At 40.2% G+C, this 16,769-nt stretch carries 20 protein-coding genes and 1 riboswitch; of the genes, 7 read left to right on the forward strand and 13 right to left on the reverse strand.

What is annotated here, in order from left to right:
• Window positions 1-8 precede the first annotated feature (8 nt).
• Both LGO15_RS13430 and LGO15_RS13435 read right to left on the reverse strand, forming a co-directional pair.
• Complete coding sequence (locus LGO15_RS13430) at window positions 9-1,025, reverse strand: LacI family DNA-binding transcriptional regulator (protein WP_226085010.1); 1,017 nt, start codon at window positions 1,023-1,025, stop codon at window positions 9-11.
• A gap of 127 nt (window positions 1,026-1,152) precedes the next feature.
• Window positions 1,153-1,314: a hypothetical protein gene (locus LGO15_RS13435; RefSeq protein WP_226085011.1), complete on the reverse strand. Its 162-nt coding sequence runs from the start codon at window positions 1,312-1,314 to the stop codon at window positions 1,153-1,155.
• A 106-nt stretch (window positions 1,315-1,420) separates the two neighbouring features.
• Here LGO15_RS13435 and LGO15_RS13440 point away from each other — a divergent pair, with 106 nt between their 5' ends.
• Complete coding sequence (locus LGO15_RS13440) at window positions 1,421-1,969, forward strand: histidine phosphatase family protein (protein WP_167830910.1); 549 nt, start codon at window positions 1,421-1,423, stop codon at window positions 1,967-1,969.
• Between the two features lie 17 nt (window positions 1,970-1,986).
• Here the strand turns inward: LGO15_RS13440 and LGO15_RS13445 are convergent, their stop codons facing one another.
• Window positions 1,987-2,544 carry a GNAT family N-acetyltransferase gene (locus LGO15_RS13445; RefSeq protein WP_226085012.1) on the reverse strand — a complete coding sequence of 186 codons (558 nt, stop codon included), beginning with the start codon at window positions 2,542-2,544 and terminating at the stop codon, window positions 1,987-1,989.
• Window positions 2,545-2,669: 125 nt separating this feature from the next.
• Here LGO15_RS13445 and LGO15_RS13450 point away from each other — a divergent pair, with 125 nt between their 5' ends.
• Window positions 2,670-2,789 (forward strand): DUF4023 domain-containing protein, encoded by a 120-nt coding sequence (locus tag LGO15_RS13450; protein ID WP_226085013.1) that lies wholly within the window; start codon window positions 2,670-2,672, stop codon window positions 2,787-2,789.
• Between the two features lie 82 nt (window positions 2,790-2,871).
• On the opposite strand, the gene LGO15_RS13455 is transcribed toward LGO15_RS13450, so the two are convergent.
• Window positions 2,872-4,425, reverse strand: coding sequence for a DEAD/DEAH box helicase (locus LGO15_RS13455; protein ID WP_226085014.1), 1,554 nt, complete (start codon window positions 4,423-4,425; stop codon window positions 2,872-2,874).
• Between the two features lie 421 nt (window positions 4,426-4,846).
• Here LGO15_RS13455 and LGO15_RS13460 point away from each other — a divergent pair, with 421 nt between their 5' ends.
• Window positions 4,847-6,022, forward strand: coding sequence for an IS256 family transposase (locus LGO15_RS13460; protein WP_226085015.1), 1,176 nt, complete (start codon window positions 4,847-4,849; stop codon window positions 6,020-6,022).
• 494 nt (window positions 6,023-6,516) lie between these two features.
• Entirely contained in the window at window positions 6,517-6,891 is a 375-nt protein-coding gene (locus LGO15_RS13465; protein WP_167832660.1) for a nucleotide excision repair endonuclease, read from the forward strand.
• A gap of 27 nt (window positions 6,892-6,918) precedes the next feature.
• Here the strand turns inward: LGO15_RS13465 and LGO15_RS13470 are convergent, their stop codons facing one another.
• The 4 genes from LGO15_RS13470 to LGO15_RS13485 all read right to left on the reverse strand — a co-directional run bounded on the left by LGO15_RS13470 (window position 6,919) and on the right by LGO15_RS13485 (window position 10,560).
• Window positions 6,919-7,518, reverse strand: a complete 600-nt coding sequence (locus LGO15_RS13470; protein ID WP_167832659.1) for a response regulator transcription factor — start codon at window positions 7,516-7,518, stop codon at window positions 6,919-6,921.
• Complete coding sequence (locus LGO15_RS13475) at window positions 7,515-8,654, reverse strand: sensor histidine kinase (RefSeq protein ID WP_226085016.1); 1,140 nt, start codon at window positions 8,652-8,654, stop codon at window positions 7,515-7,517. Before LGO15_RS13475 ends, LGO15_RS13470 begins: the two co-directional genes overlap by 4 nt.
• Window positions 8,655-8,890: 236 nt before the next feature.
• Complete coding sequence (locus LGO15_RS13480) at window positions 8,891-9,925, reverse strand: Delta(5) desaturase DesA (RefSeq protein ID WP_167832657.1); 1,035 nt, start codon at window positions 9,923-9,925, stop codon at window positions 8,891-8,893.
• Between the two features lie 383 nt (window positions 9,926-10,308).
• A complete protein-coding gene (locus LGO15_RS13485) occupies window positions 10,309-10,560 on the reverse strand; it encodes a replicative helicase loader/inhibitor (protein WP_226085017.1) in 252 nt (83 codons plus the stop codon).
• Window positions 10,561-10,693: 133 nt separating this feature from the next.
• On the opposite strand from LGO15_RS13485, the gene LGO15_RS13490 reads away from it, so the two are divergent.
• From LGO15_RS13490 to LGO15_RS13500, 3 genes are all read left to right on the forward strand, one after another.
• Window positions 10,694-11,527 carry an SDR family oxidoreductase gene (locus LGO15_RS13490; protein WP_226087891.1) on the forward strand — a complete coding sequence of 278 codons (834 nt, stop codon included), beginning with the start codon at window positions 10,694-10,696 and terminating at the stop codon, window positions 11,525-11,527.
• 407 nt (window positions 11,528-11,934) lie between these two features.
• Window positions 11,935-12,759, forward strand: coding sequence for an ABC transporter permease family protein (locus LGO15_RS13495; RefSeq protein WP_226085018.1), 825 nt, complete (start codon window positions 11,935-11,937; stop codon window positions 12,757-12,759).
• The gene (locus LGO15_RS13500; RefSeq protein ID WP_226085019.1) at window positions 12,756-13,775 is read left to right on the forward strand and encodes a hypothetical protein; all 1,020 of its coding nucleotides are present in this window, start codon (window positions 12,756-12,758) and stop codon (window positions 13,773-13,775) included. The genes LGO15_RS13495 and LGO15_RS13500 overlap by 4 nt, the downstream gene beginning before the upstream one ends.
• Before the next feature lie 18 nt (window positions 13,776-13,793).
• On the opposite strand, the gene LGO15_RS13505 is transcribed toward LGO15_RS13500, so the two are convergent.
• The 5 genes from LGO15_RS13505 to LGO15_RS13525 form a co-directional block, all read right to left on the reverse strand.
• Window positions 13,794-14,333: a VUT family protein gene (locus LGO15_RS13505; RefSeq protein ID WP_167832676.1), complete on the reverse strand. Its 540-nt coding sequence runs from the start codon at window positions 14,331-14,333 to the stop codon at window positions 13,794-13,796.
• Between the two features lie 19 nt (window positions 14,334-14,352).
• A complete protein-coding gene (gene queE, locus LGO15_RS13510; protein WP_226085020.1) occupies window positions 14,353-15,081 on the reverse strand; it encodes a 7-carboxy-7-deazaguanine synthase QueE in 729 nt (242 codons plus the stop codon).
• Window positions 15,074-15,550, reverse strand: a complete 477-nt coding sequence (queD, locus tag LGO15_RS13515) for a 6-carboxytetrahydropterin synthase QueD (protein ID WP_226085021.1) — start codon at window positions 15,548-15,550, stop codon at window positions 15,074-15,076. The genes queE and queD overlap by 8 nt, the downstream gene beginning before the upstream one ends.
• Window positions 15,550-16,206 (reverse strand): 7-cyano-7-deazaguanine synthase QueC, encoded by a 657-nt coding sequence (gene queC / locus LGO15_RS13520; RefSeq protein WP_226085022.1) that lies wholly within the window; start codon window positions 16,204-16,206, stop codon window positions 15,550-15,552. The genes queD and queC overlap by 1 nt, the downstream gene beginning before the upstream one ends.
• 54 nt (window positions 16,207-16,260) lie before the next feature.
• Window positions 16,261-16,303: riboswitch (PreQ1 riboswitch) on the reverse strand.
• Window positions 16,304-16,376: 73 nt separating this feature from the next.
• Window positions 16,377-16,754 (reverse strand): hypothetical protein, encoded by a 378-nt coding sequence (locus LGO15_RS13525; protein WP_226085023.1) that lies wholly within the window; start codon window positions 16,752-16,754, stop codon window positions 16,377-16,379.
• Between the last annotated feature and the right edge of the window lie 15 nt (window positions 16,755-16,769).

Raw genomic sequence — 16,769 nt, forward strand, 5'->3', positions numbered from 1 at the left:
TTTACGTATCACATAGGTTTTATTTTAGTTACGCTTTCCCGCTCAATCACAGAGTGAGACATGATACGGCTTTCAACCCTTTTTCCACCCTGATCCATCATCGAAAAAAGCATCTCTGCGGCAACCATACCCATTTCTTCCAGAGGTTGTGCTACGGTAGTAAGGGGCGGTATCGCCATTTCGGCGATGGGCAGATTATCATAGCCTATAATAGAAAGTTGATCCGGTATTTTTACACCAAGTTTATATGCAGCAGATATCGCACCCAGGGCCAAGGCATCGCTGGCAGCGAAAATCGCAGTCAAATCGGGGGACTGCTCAAGGAGTTTTGGCAGACCTGTAAAACCATCCTTAAACGAAAAACCTTGTGAATGAATAATCCTTTTCTCGTTTATCGGAAGTCCACTTTGTGCCAACGCTTGCTTAAAGCCATCTATTCTCGGTTGTCCGGCTATGAGATCGTCTTTGTTTCCGCTCAACATCCCGATTTTACTATGCCCCATTTTCACTAAATAATCAGTAGCGGTGAAAGCTGCGTGCTTGTCATCGACCTTCACGAAAGGCAAGGGATATTGATAGGATTCAGTCGAGATAAGGACAACTGGTATTTTCATCGAGTCAAGAGTTTTGTAATACTCTTCCGTGATCCTTTCACTGACAAACAGGATCCCGTCTACCCTTTTTTCGGACAAAAGCTGTAAATACTTCATGGTTCTCTGTCCATGTGATGCCGTATTGCAGACAATTACGCTCGAACCTAGACGGTGGGCTGCTTCTTCCACGCCCCGCAAGATCTTTGAAGAAAATTGACTCGACACTTCGGGAAATAAAATCCCAACAGTGTTGGATTTTTTACTGATTAATCCGCGGGCGATTGCATTTGGCTGATACTCAAGCTCTTTGATCGCATGAAGGACTTTTTCTTCAGTTGCTTTTGAATAGCCGCTCTGTCCATTCAGGACCCTTGATACGGTAGCAATCGAGACATTTGCATGTTTTGCTACATCTTTAATTGTATAATTCATTTCCAATCAAACCCTTTACGTAAACGTTTACGTTTCACACTCAATAATAGTATGCTTTTAATTTATTATCAACCCGGTTTCTGTAAAAACGAAAAAAACTTGAAGGCAAAAAACCTTCAAGTTCACGTTATTTATTACCTTGATGATCTTCCTTTATTTTTGCAGGCATTGGACGTATATCGTTTGTGATTCCTGTTAGTATTTCACGGTCAAAATTGCTGGGGTCTTCCCCCATTCCTGGCAAAGTGTTCGCCATGGGCAGCTGTTCAAGTTCTTTTCCTCTTGGCAATGTGTAGACACCTCCTGCTTTTAAAGTTCACAAATATTTTCTTGAAGGTATTTTATAGCTATTTGGTGAATTAAAGTAGGATACTCCATTGGTTAGGATGATGAATATGAAAGTTGGATTATTACGGCATTTTAAAGTGACCTTAGGCTATCCCAATAAGCTTGTCACTTCACAGGAGCTTCTAAATTGGCAAAAAGAATATAATCAATCCCAAGTCGAGGAAGTTGAAATACATCATCAGGATGAAAAGTGGGTTAAATGTTACTCAAGTGATTTGGAAAGAGCTAAGTTAACAGCATTCAAAGCGTTTGAAGGAGAGATCATTTTTTTGGAGGACTTGCGGGAGATGACACTTTATCCTGTCATTCATACTGAATTTCGTCTGCCCCTCTGGCTTCATGTCACACTCATTCGGATTGCTTGGTTACTGGGACATAAATCACAAAAGGAAAGTAAACAGGAAGTTATCACGAGAATCAACAGGGTTCTGGATCAAGCATTGGCTCACGGTGAAGACATTCTGATTGTTGGGCACGGAGGAATCATGATGTTCATGAGGAAGGAGTTATTAAAGAGAGGGTTTTCAGGCCCTAAATTTAATAGAGCCGAAAACGCAAGAGTGTATATCTTTAACAAGCAAGATCACACCAGTTAACTAAACGGCGCTCATTTTTAAACGTCTTCTTTTATGATTGCGTACATTTTCACGTCATAATGGGCGCCTTTAACATAAATGAACTTCCTTAAGATACCTTCAAAAGTCATTCCAGCCTTTTCCATTACACGCTCAGAACCTACATTGGCTACAAGGCTTTTTGCCTGGATCCTGACAAGACCCATTTCTTCCATTCCAAACCTGATCAGTTCTTTAGCTGCCTCAGTAGCAATCCCTCTTCCCCAATAATCCTTGGACAGAGCATAACCAAGTTCCGCAGTCTTATGCTGAGTCTGCCAGGAAACAAAGTCTACTGTACCAATCAGCTTGTTATCCTCTTTATAGTGAATGCCCCATGGAGCAATTTTTCCCTCTGCATAAAGAGTTAAAATCATCTTTACATAGTCTTCCGTCGCCTCTCTTGTTTCATGTGCTCCCCAGAATACATATTTCGATACTTCAGGGTTGGAGGCATATGTATGTATATCATCAATATCCTCATATCTTATTTTCCTTAAGACCAGACGCTCCGTTTCAAGCACCGGCAAATTTCCGAAAACATCGTTTATTTCCACACCTGTCTCTCCTTACATGGGAATTTATAACTCCTATTTTACCCTATCGGTGTCTATTTACATGAATGATTTGATTCAATAATGGAAAAAGTAACGACGAATCATTTATAATAGGAGGTATACGGATGGAGAATACCAACGAATTTGTGCAGAAACTTCATGATAAACAAAGGAAAGACGAACAGAATAGAAAACGTCAGGGTAAAGAAAACCCTAGTGACAAGCTTCCAAATAAGCAACATTAAACAGAAAAGTTCTAAACTCGATAAGAAAACTGCATAAAAACAGACCGCAGATAAAATAAGCTGCGGTCTGTTTTTATATGTGCTATCTGCTTCTGCGGCTGCTTGAACCGCCTCTTCTGGCTGTTCGGCCTCCTGGAGAGCTGGAGTTCTGGCGCTCTCTGCCCTGTCTATCCCGGGTAGGTCTTTCAACAGTACTTCTCCTTGCTTTATCATCACTCATTCTTCTTCCACCTGGACGAGAAGGGCTGGATTGCTGTCCTTCAGGATGGTTTCTTCGTTCACGATTTGGTGAGGATTGCTCCCTCTCTCTTCGACTTAGTCCATCGTATCGTGCTTCGCGCCGATCTTCTGCCCTTCTTCTCGAACCTTGATCTTTACTAATTTTTTCACCCCGATGATCTCTTTCAGGTTTATTATCATCCCGTCTTCTTGATCGAGTATTCTTTCCCTTATAATCACCCGATCTCTGTTTACTTTTTTTCCCGGCACTAACTTCATCGGCTTGGGAATCACTTCTCTTGGCGTTCCCCATGTTTTTCTTTTCAATTCCTATGTTGAGCTCTGTTTCAATTTGGTCCAACAAGGGCCTATCTTTTGGCGAATAAAATGTTAAAGCGAGTCCTTCACTTCCTGCCCTCCCAGTTCGCCCGATTCGGTGGATATAGCTCTCAGTATCCAGAGGGATGTCATAATTAAATACATGCGTTACACCTTCAACATCAAGTCCCCTTGCCGCAACATCTGTTGCGATCAGATACTGAATCTTAGCTTCACGGAACTTTTTCATAACCTGTTCTCTTTTTGCCTGTGAAAGGTCACCATGCAGCTCGTCACAATTAAAATGGTTCGCTTTCAGAGCGTCATTCAACTTGCTAACCCTTCTTTTCGTTCTGCAAAAAATGACCCCCAAAAAAGGCTGATATAATCTGAGTGATTCGATTAGGTCATTCTGTTTTCCCCTGTCAGTTGTACTAATGGCAATTTGTTTGATGTTTTCCAGAGGGGCCTGATTTTTCTCAACCTGGATATATTCTGGTTTGTACATATGTTGTTTTGCTAACTTTTTGATTTCATCCGGCATTGTTGCTGAAAAAAGTAGGGTTTGTCTCGTTTTTGGTGTCTGCTTGATGATTTCTTCGACCTCATTCAGGAAACCAATGTGAAGCATTTGGTCAGCCTCATCCAAGACAAGGAAACCTGCTTTTGAAAAATCAACCGTTTCCCTGCGAATATGGTCAAGCAATCTGCCGGGAGTACCGATGACAATATGAATGTTCTTCTTAAGCTTTTTAAGCTGTGATTCAACATCCTGTCCTCCATATACAGCAAGAACATTTATACCATCTAATCCCTCGATCAGTTTTTTAATCTCATGTGTGATCTGCAATGCAAGCTCTCTAGTAGGAGTTACAATCAGCGCCTGTATATTTGGTTTGTTAATATCGATTTTCTCCAGAATAGGCAGTACAAAAGCAAAGGTTTTTCCAGTACCTGTCTGGGATTGTGCAATAACATCCTTGCTATCTAGCAACAATGGTATTGCTTTTTCCTGGATGGGTGTAGGGTTGGAAATTCCCTGCTGGTTAAGTGTTTCTGCAAGTCGTCCAGATATGCCAAGTGATCTAAATTGATTCAAATTTAATCCCTGCTTTCTTTAAAAGGCCGAATTATACCGGCCATCCTTATCATTATTGCTTTTAGTGAAGGAAAATATCAAGTGTGGATTGATTCATATACCTAAAGAAGTCTCTTCAACATTCGTAGAATTCCAGTATCGTACCCTTATGCCGGCTGATGCTTCATCATAAGGCTACGATTCGAACGGTATCTTACCCTTATACGGCCTGATTCTTCTTCATAAGGCTATCGTTCCAACCGTATCTTACCCTTATACGGCCTGATTCTTCTTCATAAGGCTATAGTTCCAACCGTATCTTACCCTTATGCCGGCTGATTCTGATTAAGTCCGTATAATTGTGTAAAAATAAAGAGTCATTTTATTCACTCTTGGCAACACTGTTTTCAACCACGATAAACAAGTGAAAAGAGGAATATAAATGACTCAAGTACAGTTTAACCTGAATGTTGATGTTTTAAAAGAAGCTATTGTAAATTCCAATCTTGATATGGTGATTAAATCTGCCGTTGTGTTGGTATTAAATGAGTTTATGGAAAAGGAAAGAGACGACTATTTAAAGGCTGCACCTTATGAACGTGCTGTCGAACGTCGTGACTACCGGAACGGTTACTATGAACGTGAGCTGTTGATGAGTATTGGAAATATAGCCCTAAAGGTTCCACGGACGCGTAATGGAGAATTTTCAACCACCGTTTTCGAAAAGTATGCCCGGTGTGATCAAGCTATGGTCCTCTCCATGTTGGAGATGGTTGTCAATGGTGTTTCGACCCGGAAAGTGACCAACATCGTGGAACAGCTTTGTGGAAAGAATGTTTCCAAGTCCTTTGTTTCATCCCTTACACAGAAGCTTGATCCCATTGTAAATGAATGGGCTGGGCGACCTTTGAATACTACCTACTACCCTTACGTTTTTGCAGATGCCATGTATATAAAGGTGCGAGAGCACCATCGTGTCGTATCTAAGGCTGTTTATATTGCAACAGCCATTACAGAGAATCATACACGTGAAATCCTTGGCCTTAGTGTTGACCATACGGAAAGTTTTGAAAGCTGGAGCCGTTTTTTTCAACAGCTTAAATCACGCGGACTCCAATCACCAAAACTTATAATTTCAGATGCCCACCAAGGACTACAGAAAGCCATCCAACGTGAATTTATTGGCACTGCTTGGCAAAGATGCAATGTCCATTTCAAACGGAATATTATTGATAAATTGCCTAAAAAGGATTCAGCCGAAATCCGCATGATGATTAAGCGAGTATTTGAAGCAGTTACGATTGAAGATGTACGCCGGTTCAAGGATGAATTGATGAACCGTTTTAGTAATGAGTCAAGGTTTGGAAAAGCGCTTGCTATATTAGATGAAGGTTTCGAAGATACCATACAATATATGAATTTCCCAGAAGCTATCAGGATCCATATCCGAAGCACCAACTCATTGGAACGGCTGAACCAGGAGGTTCGTAGAAGAGAAAGAGTGATTCGTATTTTCCCTAATTCCCAATCTGCGTATCGTTTGGTTGGCGCTGTTCTGATGCATTACCATGTGTCAGACTACTCAAAGAGGAAATCTTTAAAGGGTCGGGTATATTAGCCGCATTTTCAGCTCCACTTCCATCATGGATGATTACATCTCCGGGAAGGGATATCAAATTGAAAACCATTTGACATCCCTTCCCGAAGATGAAGAAAAGAAACCATGGAAGTTTCGCAAAAAAATGAAAGGGTTTGGTTGAGATTACTTGCCGTTAATTTTACACAATAACCAGGACTTGACTCTGATTCTTCTTCATAAGGCTACGGTTCGAACGGTATCGTATCCTTATGCCGGCTGATTCTTCTTCATAAGGCTACCGTTCGAACAGTATCTTACCCTTATACGGCCTGATTCTTCTTCATAAGGCTACCGTTCGAACAGTATCTTACCCTTATGTGGACTGATTCCTCTTTATAAGTCTATCGTCCGACCGTACGGCCAGCACATTATGCGTCAGTCTCTTTCTGATTGGGTAAAATAATATTATTATGTGGATTTTCATATTTGCCTGTGGTACGATTTACTAATTGAAGAATAGGAAGTGATTAAAAATGATTAAAATTGAATTGCCAGCACCAGATGTAGTCATTACACGAAGCAAGCAATTAGGAGAAAAGGTAGAAGCGGTCATTAGCAGCGAATATGGTTTTACAGATTACCATCGTATTCCTAGGGATAAAGGCGGAATCATCTTGTTTTTCAACGCCGACGACGAATTGATGTTCGTTGGGAAAGCCCGGAAGCTTAGACCACGCGTAAAAAAACATTTTGAGGATAATGTGTCTCCTATCAAAAACCATCGTCATGAAGTGAACAAGATTGCTGTCATTACAGTGGTCGATCCGATAGACAGAGAAATTTATGAAACCTATGCCATTAATGTACTTAAGGCCAAGTATAATATTGATAAGGTATTCTACAAATAAGAAGAGCCTGATATCAGGCTCTTCTTATTATTTAAACCATCCTTTTTCCTTGGATTGAGTGATTGCTTCAATCCTGTTGGTCACTTGGAGCTTATCTAGGATTGTCGAAATATAATTTCGGACTGTACCTGTCGTGATACTTAATTCTCCTGCGATTTCTTTCGTATTCTTACCATCGGCAACGAGCCCAAGCACTTCCATTTCCCTATCAGTCAGCGGATTTTCTTCGCTATATACATCGTCCATTAGCTCAGGTGCATAAATGCGTCTTCCCCCCATCACGCTGCGAATCGAACTTGCAAGCTCTTCAGATGGACTATCCTTTAATAAATACCCGCTCACACCAGCTTTCAATGCTCGCTGAAAATAACCAGAACGCGCAAAAGTCGTCAAAATGATCACCTTGCATCCCAAGCCTTTCAATTCTTCCGCTGCTTCCAGACCTGTTTTCCCAGGCATTTCAATATCCATGACACAAATATCCGGTTTAAGCTCTTTTGCAAGAGCAACAGCTTCCTCTCCGTTGCTCGCCTTCCCCACAACTTCCATATCATCCTCAAGACTCAACAGGGAGCCTAATGCCCCCAGAAGCATGCGCTGGTCTTCCGCAATGACAATTTTTATCATATCAGGTCCTCCCTGCCCGTTTGTTTCAATACTTTTGGAATCTTAATTAATAGAGTGGTTCCATTTTCAGATATAATTTCGAGTGTGCCATTCACGAATTCCAGTCTCTCGCGCATTCCCTGAAGACCGCTCCCTTTATATAAGTCTTCGTCGGCAATATTACCCACGCCATTGTCGCTTACTTGAGCAAACAATTCCTGTTCACTTTGCATGATTGATATGCTGCACGTTGATGCCTTACTATGCTTAACTATATTCGTCACGGCCTCTTTTAAACACATACTCAGGATGTTTTCAGACAGCAAAGAAACATTATTGAGATTGAATTCTTCTTCATTGCCGATAAACTCGATTTCAGCTGCTTTTAGCATCTGTCTTACATGAACCAGTTCATCGCGAACACGGATTCCTCTCATTTCAGCAACCATTTTCCTTACTTCATTCAAAGCCGTCCTGGCAGTCTGCTGGACATCTTTCAATTCTTCTTTTGCCAGTTCAGGATCTTTATTGATCAGCTTCCTGGCTAAGTCACTCTTCAGTCCGATCAAAGACAGCTTTTGGCCTAGTGTATCGTGCAAATCACGGGCTATCCTTTGACGCTCTTCCAGTTTAACCAACTCCGAGATCCGTTTGTTGGCATCCTCAAGCTTCTCCTCAAGCTCTCCTCTTTCATTTTTGTTATGGATACTGAACGGCAGAAGGATGACACCAATCCATACAATCACGATGATCGGAAGCTGTCTGATGAAAAAGTCCTCTTGCAAGACAATCTCGAAATTGATCACAATCGAAGTCCCTACTAGATGGATGAAATACAGAACCAGGAAAGGAATCCGGTCCTTAATGTTCCCAATGAAATAAGCGATAAAAAAAGCGAAATATATGTAACTGAACAAACTCGTAGACGCTATTGAAATACCAATTAAAATACAAGTCCATAGATAAACCGTCCAGCCCTTAGAAACAAAGGCTAGCCAGTATACGAGAAAGAACAAAAGAGTCAGAATGATTCCGACAACTTTCCCTACTGTCGTTGGCAGCTGCCAAAGGAAGTAAAAAGGCAATATCCCCAGAATCGTCCATATGTATGGAGAAATCCCGGTAATTCTAAGCGAGTTAAAAAACTTTTTAATCATATCAACCCTCTTTTATTATGGCTCTTTCCGTAAATTCTGTTGCTTCCACTACCCCTTGAAAAGAGGATGGCCCTCTTCTTCACGGTGAGTCGAGAATATATCCAAGCAGTAATGAATGAAAAATAGCCTGTTTATCTGTATCTGTTCTTATTTTAACATATGTAAAATCTGCCAGCTTAAAAAAATGACTCCCCTTATTCCAGTATCAATCATACTCGGATTAAGGGGAGTGTTTATTATAGTTCAGGCTTAGTCTGTGCGGTTAATTTGCTGTTGTGCTTATAGGCTTTCATTTCCTTAAAGCTGATAAACTGCTTATTCTTTTCATCCCATAAACGGAATTTCAAAGAAGTCAAGCTTGTAGAAAGTGTGATTGTCGGCACATTTTGCAAAGGCTTAGTATTCTTATGGACCTCTTCAAGCTTATAGTTTGGAACTCTAGGGCTTAAATGGTGCACATGGTGGTAGCCTATGTTACCAGTAATCCACTGGAGCACTTTAGGCAGCTGGTAATATGAGCTTCCTTCCACAGCAGCGCGCACATATTCCCAATCCTTATCGGCTTCGAAATATGAATCCTCAAATGTATGCTGTACATAGAATAGCCAGATGCCGAACATTCCAGCGATGAAGAAGATTGGACCTTCTACCATGATGAAAGCCTTCCAGCCAATACCCCAAATTAGAAGAGCAGCAATCCCGAAAATCAAGACATTTGTTAAATAAGTGTTTAGGCGCTCCTTCATCCTCGCACCTTTACGGTTGAAACGATTAGTGATCAAAACGATATAAATCGGCCCGAGCACAAACATCACAAACGGGTTACGGTACAGTCTGTACGCGAGTTTCATCCACATCGGGGCAGCCATGTATTCGTCAACAGTCAGGACCCAGATGTCCCCTGTCCCCCGCTTGTCCAAGTTGCTGCTTGTTGCGTGGTGAACAGAATGTTCATGTCCCCACTGGCTATATGGGAACAATGTTAATACTCCTGTAAGCGTACCAATCACTTTGTTCGCTTTACGGTTTTTAAAGAAAGAGTGGTGAGTACAATCATGGAAGATAATGAAGATCCTGATCATGAAGCCAGCGGCGAGCACAGCGATGCCTAGTGTTAATAAATATGAAATCGCAAGGCTTTGATAGGCAAGAAACCATAATACCAAAAACGGAATGACCGTATTGAAAATTTGAATGATACTATCTTTAGTATTTGAACTTTCATAAGGGGCGACCTGTTTTCTAAGTTCTTTTGCATTGTGAGTTGCCATCTTGAGATAAATTCCCCTTTCGGATTTGTTAGTTAACCAAATTATAAATAAGGGAAAGCATTCTGTGCAGTAGCAGGTGTCATATATGACACATGACAAATGTCATGTTTCGATATTTTTCTTCTTTAAATCCTTGATTTAACAACGTTTATCTTTTGTGACCAGGTAATAATATTTGTTGGTATTTTTTTATTTTAGCCATTTTCTCGTTAGTAAAGAAATATGTAGGAAGTGTCTTTTTTAAAATAGAGCCCCCCTTTTTTTTCTAAAAATCACTTTCACCGAAAAAAGTACCACTTGAAATACAATATTAAACACTTAATTTGCATGTTTTTAGAACTATTTCACCCTCCAATCAGGTGTTCCGTCTTTGACGGGGTTTTCTAGTCCCTAATTGAATATTCATCTATCCATACAAAATAGCTGCCATTACCACTTGAGTTAATGAGGATCTCATCAAAAGTAGGTGGATAAGGCTTCTCCCTCATATGCAGAACCAGTTTCTTCAACACCAAGCCATAATCCATCATTTCACAACTGGCCATCCATCTCTGTACCGTATCACCCTTTATTATGACAAGCGGATATACTCTTTCAATAAGATTCAAAAGCTTAAATGCGTCTAACTTTGTCATTTGCCTAGCTCCTTTTTAGGAAAATCCACAATATTAGATTTTTTCCATGATTCCTGGAAAGATACATTCAATCATGTTCAAATTGACCTTTTACCTGTAATATTGACTAAAAAGTGACATAAGAAGGTGAAGAATCGTGAAAACAGCAATTGTGACAGGGTCTTCTAGCGGCTTTGGTGAATTGATTTCCATCGAACTGGCTAAATCAGGTTTTCAGGTGATTGCAACAATGCGTAACCTGAATAAAAAAGGGCACTTGCTGAAACTGGCAGCATCTGAAAATGTGACAGATAAAATTACCGTTTTTCAATTGGATGTAACAACGCAACTATCGATCGAGAAATTCAAAGAGTACGTGCTATCACTCGGTTCTGTAGATTTGCTTGTTAATAATGCGGGATATGCTCAAGGTGGATTTTCCGAGGAACTTACAGTGGATGAATATCGAAAACAATTAGAAACGAACTTCTTTGGTGTTATTGCCGTCACACAGGCCGTCCTCCCTGCTATGCGGAATCAAAGATCAGGTAAAATCATAAATATGAGCAGCATCAGCGGAAGATTGGGATTTCCTGGATTGTCAGCATACGTGGCATCGAAACATGCCCTTGAAGGATATAGTGAAAGCATAAGACTTGAGCTAAAACCCTTTGGAATTGATGTAGTCCTTATCGAACCTGGTTCATACAAAACAAATATATGGCAAAGTATCGAAAGTATATCATTGTCCCATGAGTCACCATATGATTTAATGAAGGACTCAATACTGGAAATACTAACTGCAGGCCAAGATTCTTATGGAAATCCTCACGATGTAGCCAAACTTGCAGCGAGGATTGCTTCAGCCGAAAGTACACCAACCCTAAGATACCCTTTAGGAAAAGGTGTCAAGAACATGATCCAGTTAAAGAATTTCCTACCTTGGAAAACACTCGAAAGAATCCTTTTGAAAAAATTGAAGTTATAATGTGAAAAATAAACGAAAAAATTCAGATCAAATTATAAACGACTCTTATTTTCTTACAAATAAGGGTCGTTTTTCCGTTTATTCCATCCAAATCATTGGATTTTGATTTTTTTATAGTTGTTAACCGAAATATCTCTGATTATTTCTGCTTCATAAGTATTTTCAGCAAACTATAAACGTAAATTCTCCGTTTATGAATGCTCATTATAACGAAACTTAAAGAAGTTTGTTAACAGAATTTAAACAGCAACTGTACATTAGAGAAATTACTCTCATAATACTGTGCTAAATTTGCCAGCACTCTCAATCTGGTGTTATATAGGAGATTTGCTCAAATTGTTCTCTTGCAAAAAAAGGATTTTTTTACCACAGAAGAGAAATTAAATAAGTCTGAAAGGAGAATAACTATGAAAAATGGATTTAGGATTTTAATGAAAGCCCTCATTAAAGTACTTTATAGTTTAGCATTAATAATAACTTCCTTGCTTGGTATTGTGTCTCTACTTTCTTTTACAGCATTATTCAACTTAAAGAATGGTGAACATTTAGCAATCTCGATTGATGGATTTCTGAATTCTTATCAGGTTCTTGGCATATCACTGGCTACTATCATCTTACTGGGGAGCCTGATCGGGTTCCTGGTGATTTTATCGCCTATCAAGTTAAGGAAAAGATTACATCAATTTTTGGATTATTTTGAAGGGCTTCCGGATCTTCTGTTTATTTTCATCATAAATATGCTGAATATCTATCTGTTGAAGGAATTTAACTTTAAAATTTTTCCTATGTACGGCTTTGGATCTTCACAGCCCTTAGCATTTCCTGTCATCGTTACATCTTTCTTGCCTGCAGTTCTTTATGCCTTATATCTAATCAAATGTATGGAAGAGGAAGAACAGGCCCATTACGTTCATTTAGGATATTCCAAAGGCTTATCAAGGGTTTATTTATATTTTGTTTACATCCTGCGGAATATCCTGCCTATTTTATCTCTCAAATTCCAGGTCATTCTCTATATGCTGCTCTCCAACCTGATTTTGGTTGAGCATATGTACCACTACGAAACAACTCTTACAAACCAGATTCTATTCCAGGTTTTCAGGGGTGAACATGTATTGCCGCTAATCTATGGAATTGGCATTTTGATTCTTCCAATAATCATGTTCGAGGTTCTAATAAAACTAGTAGTCAGAGAGACTGTGACCAGGAGAAGAGGAGAATTCCAGCTATGAAATTGCCAACATATCGAAGAACGAAGATCAGCCTTGGGATCTTGCTGGTCTTATTGATCGCAAGTATTTTGTATGATTATATCGGTCCGGATGATTATCGTTCGATGCTTGACCAACTTTATGATAAAAACGGAAACGTCCTGGAAAATCCGCCTTATCCTCCTAGTAAAGAATATCTCCTTGGTACTGACCGTGATGGGCGGGATAATTTGCTGCTGATTCTGGATGGGTTAAAATATACCATCGCGGCCGTATTCATTGTTTCTATTGCAAGGGTTGCCGTTGGTGCAGCAATGGGAATAATGACCGAAACATGGGCACCTGCCAGTAAACCTTTTATTAAGGCATTTTTCCTGCCGTTTCAATATATTCCATTACTGCTGCTCGCTGTGATGTTGATGGATGCTGTCATATTTACTTTTAACGAAATACCAGTTATCGTCAAAATTGAATACCAGTTGATTGTATTATTCCTTCTCGGTTTTCCGGCGGTATTTTTCTTCACATCAGATTTAGTTAAGGAAATCAGCACGAAATCTTATGTGACAAGTTCAGCATTGTTAGGTGCAAGTAAACTTCATATTTTAAAGGTACAAATTCTGCCTCATTTGAAACCACATTTGGTCTTATTGTTTGTCCAACAGGTTTTGCAGACATTGCAGATTTTGATGGGATTAGCTCTATTCCAGCTCTTTCTCGGTGGACGTCATGAGGAAAAGATATATAATACATTTTACCCCAAAAGCATAACCAATGAACTTGCGGGCCTTACAGGACAAAATTTCTGGACACTGAAGACAGCTCCATGGGTAGCATTCAGTTCCCTGGGCTTGCTGCTGATTATTTTCATCCTTGTTATTGTGATTAAAAATGAAATAATCAATAATATGGAAAGCCAAACATCACAATTCAGCATATCTGTTCCTAAAATAAAACAGCGGGCTCTCGAAGGAGACGCGGGTAATATTACACCAGCCAAATTCATCCCAATCAAACAAAAGGCGCTCGATCAATAGATCGAGCACCTTTTTATCCTAATTCGACATTGCTTTATGATTGAATATATTATTTATAGGGTTAAGCAGCATAGCACCAATCCCCTGAATGATGGTTTTAACGATAACCTGGCCTAATATTGCTGCGGGAACAGCTTCCCATGGAAGGAAGTTTGCTCCAAGCGGACTTAATCCGATTACGACAAATATTACTGAATCCAGCAGTCCGCCGACCAATCCGCTGTAGAATACTCTCCAGCTCATTGGAAGCTTAAGCCTTGTGTAAATCTCCGTATCAGTTGTCTCAGCAACAGCAAAGCTCAATGCAGAGGCAAAGACGATCGTAAGTGTATCTCCAAGTATATACGAAACAATAGCTGAAAGAACGAGCGCCAAACCGATGAACATATAAGTTTTCGCACGGCCGTACTTATTCTGCACAAGGTCACGGAAAATGAATGTGGCCCCGATCAGCAATGTCCCCATCGGTACAATGAACATTCCAAAATGAAGTGGCGCAAGAGCAGCTGTAATCACATTGGCAGTAACAATTGAAATTAAGTATAAAAAGATTCTCATCATCTAACCTCCTGTTAGTCTAAACCCCTCTTTTATTTCCCCAAACATAGACATGAAGCTGCGGAAGGACTCTAACATTGTTCATTTCCACGTCACACATAACCTTATTAATCAGCCATTCATATTTATCTACCAACGATGACATGAGGTTCATCTGGTCTTCTGTTTCAATGTCGTCATTTCCTACCTGTAAAAAGAACGGTAATTCGGGATAGCTCTGATGAACTGATTTGGCATATTCATAGTCAACGTCATCAAAAACGACTATTTTAAGGCTGGCGTTACTTAAAGACCCCTTCTCTTTCAGTCCATCTACGATTTGGTCCAAAACTTCAAAATCTGTTTTCATTCCAGAACTAGGCGGTTTTGGAGACAGCGTCAGTGCATCAATTTCCAAGAACCAGTCCTGCCATTTGCTCCCTTGTGTCTCCAGGCATACGCTGATCTCGTTTTCCTTTAGTAACTCAACTAGTCCAGATAGATTTTTTAGGAGAGCAGGATTTCCACCTGAGATGGTGACATATGAAAAGCCATCTCCACCCAAAGCTCTCATTTCACTCCAGATTTCAGCAGCATCCATTTGCCGTACCAAGTCTTTTCCAGAACCATCCCATGTAAAGGTTGAATCACACCAGGCACAGGAATAGTCACAGCCTGCCGTTCGTACAAACATTGTCTTTTGTCCGATGACCATTCCCTCTCCCTGAATCGTCGGTCCGAAAATTTCCATAACGGGAATCTTACTCAATCTCCATCCACTCCCGTCTTGCTTCAGCATAGCTTGTAGGAGTTTCGTAGAGTTTCACAAACTCAACCCTTGCACCGTCGTATAAATGCTGTCTAATTGCCAGTGCTTCAGCCATTTTTTCATAAATCCAGGCAACCATGTTTTCAGCAGTTGTATTCATCGGCGGCAATGTTTCATTCAAGTATCTGTGATCAAGATATATTTCTATATCTGATTTCCAAATATCCTTTATGTCTCCAAAATCAATCATTAATCCCCGGGCATCGATAAAACCACTCAGGCCGAAAATGACTTTATATGTATGACCGTGGAGGTTTTTGCATTTCCCATCATATTCGTGAAGGTGATGCGCAGCGTCAAAGGTGAATTCCTTACTGACGAGAACACGCTTGGAATGATATTTTAGTTGCTCTCTCTTAATATCTTTATCTATTTTCTGCAGCTGGTCGACGATCCTGAAATCATACATCAAGAAACAACTCCTTCCAGGAACTCATCCAGCCCTTTTTTTCGTAATTGACAGGCAGGACAAATCCCGCAGCCATCTGCAATGATTCCGTTATAGCAAGTCAATGTTCTTGTCCGGATATATTCAAAAGCGTCAAGGTCATCAGCCAATTTCCAGGTTTGAGCTTTGTTCAGCCACATCAACGGTGTATGAATGACAAAGTTCTGGTCCATTGATAGATTAAGAGTCACATTCATCGATTTAATGAATTGATCCCTGCAATCAGGATAGCCGCTGAAGTCGGTTTCGCACACACCTGTTACGATGTGCTTAGCGTTCACTTGACTGGCTAGCACGCCTGCAAATGATAAAAATAATAAATTCCTTCCTGGCACAAAGGTTGAAGGCAGATTCCCATCTTCCCCATCCTTCACTTCGATATCCTTCCGGGTAAGTGCGTTGGGCGCAAGCTGGTTAAGCAAACTCATATCCAGAACATGATGCTTGATTCCTAGCTCCCTTGCGATTTCTTTTGCACATTGAATTTCTGTCCTATGCCTCTGATTGTAATCGAAAGTGACTGCCTCTACTTCACCGAATTCCTTCATGGCCCAAAACAAGCAGGTTGTACTGTCCTGTCCGCCGCTGAAAACGACAACAGCTTTTTCATTCTTCATTAAAAATACTCCTTTACAACAGAAAAAACAGTACCACTAAGACAGCAGTACTGTTTTCCCTTAGTTTTTTTGAGAGGGTAGCTAGAACCTCTTCCGCAAGAACGGAATATGTAATTTTGACTTTTTCATTTTACCATACATTTTATAGATTAAAAGATATTTTTATTCCATTACTTTTTCGATTTGACAAGGTCCTGATGCCTGAAGCGGAGTGCTGACCACTTTTCATCCAAGGATACATTGCTAACTGCTCTATAGTCTGAAAGTTCTTGGACAAGCTTGAATAATGTATCGCGATTAATATCCGTTTTCACTTTTGAGCTCTTCTTCGGAAAGGCGATCCAGAAGATACCATCTTCCTTCAGAACCGAAAGTGCTGTTGGAAACCAAGTCTTTACTTCCTCACTGTTGTTAGCGAACATGAGCAGAAATTCCATTTTGTCGTTCTCATTGTCTGCCTCTTCAATTAATGACTGATATCCTTCCGGAGCATTCAGTAAAATGGCAGGACCCTGTTTGTATCGCAATTTCTTCAATAATTCATCCATGACAACCATCCCATC

The organism is Mesobacillus sp. S13 (assembly GCF_020422885.1).
Classification (GTDB): Bacteria; Bacillota; Bacilli; order Bacillales; family Cytobacillaceae; genus Mesobacillus; species Mesobacillus selenatarsenatis_A.

Coding starts and splice junctions, on each gene's coding strand:
- LGO15_RS13465 (WP_167832660.1), top strand. CDS start 6,517: ATGATTAAAATTGAATTGCCAGCACCAGATGTAGTCATTACACGAAGC.
- LGO15_RS13450 (WP_226085013.1), top strand. CDS start 2,670: ATGGAGAATACCAACGAATTTGTGCAGAAACTTCATGATAAACAAAGG.
- queC (WP_226085022.1), bottom strand. CDS start 16,206: ATGAAGAATGAAAAAGCTGTTGTCGTTTTCAGCGGCGGACAGGACAGT.
- LGO15_RS13485 (WP_226085017.1), bottom strand. CDS start 10,560: ATGACAAAGTTAGACGCATTTAAGCTTTTGAATCTTATTGAAAGAGTA.
- LGO15_RS13430 (WP_226085010.1), bottom strand. CDS start 1,025: ATGAATTATACAATTAAAGATGTAGCAAAACATGCAAATGTCTCGATT.
- LGO15_RS13480 (WP_167832657.1), bottom strand. CDS start 9,925: ATGGCAACTCACAATGCAAAAGAACTTAGAAAACAGGTCGCCCCTTAT.
- LGO15_RS13460 (WP_226085015.1), top strand. CDS start 4,847: ATGACTCAAGTACAGTTTAACCTGAATGTTGATGTTTTAAAAGAAGCT.
- LGO15_RS13500 (WP_226085019.1), top strand. CDS start 12,756: ATGAAATTGCCAACATATCGAAGAACGAAGATCAGCCTTGGGATCTTG.
- LGO15_RS13495 (WP_226085018.1), top strand. CDS start 11,935: ATGAAAAATGGATTTAGGATTTTAATGAAAGCCCTCATTAAAGTACTT.
- queD (WP_226085021.1), bottom strand. CDS start 15,550: ATGTATGATTTCAGGATCGTCGACCAGCTGCAGAAAATAGATAAAGAT.
- LGO15_RS13525 (WP_226085023.1), bottom strand. CDS start 16,754: ATGGATGAATTATTGAAGAAATTGCGATACAAACAGGGTCCTGCCATT.
- LGO15_RS13505 (WP_167832676.1), bottom strand. CDS start 14,333: ATGAGAATCTTTTTATACTTAATTTCAATTGTTACTGCCAATGTGATT.
- LGO15_RS13470 (WP_167832659.1), bottom strand. CDS start 7,518: ATGATAAAAATTGTCATTGCGGAAGACCAGCGCATGCTTCTGGGGGCA.
- LGO15_RS13440 (WP_167830910.1), top strand. CDS start 1,421: ATGAAAGTTGGATTATTACGGCATTTTAAAGTGACCTTAGGCTATCCC.
- LGO15_RS13475 (WP_226085016.1), bottom strand. CDS start 8,654: ATGATTAAAAAGTTTTTTAACTCGCTTAGAATTACCGGGATTTCTCCA.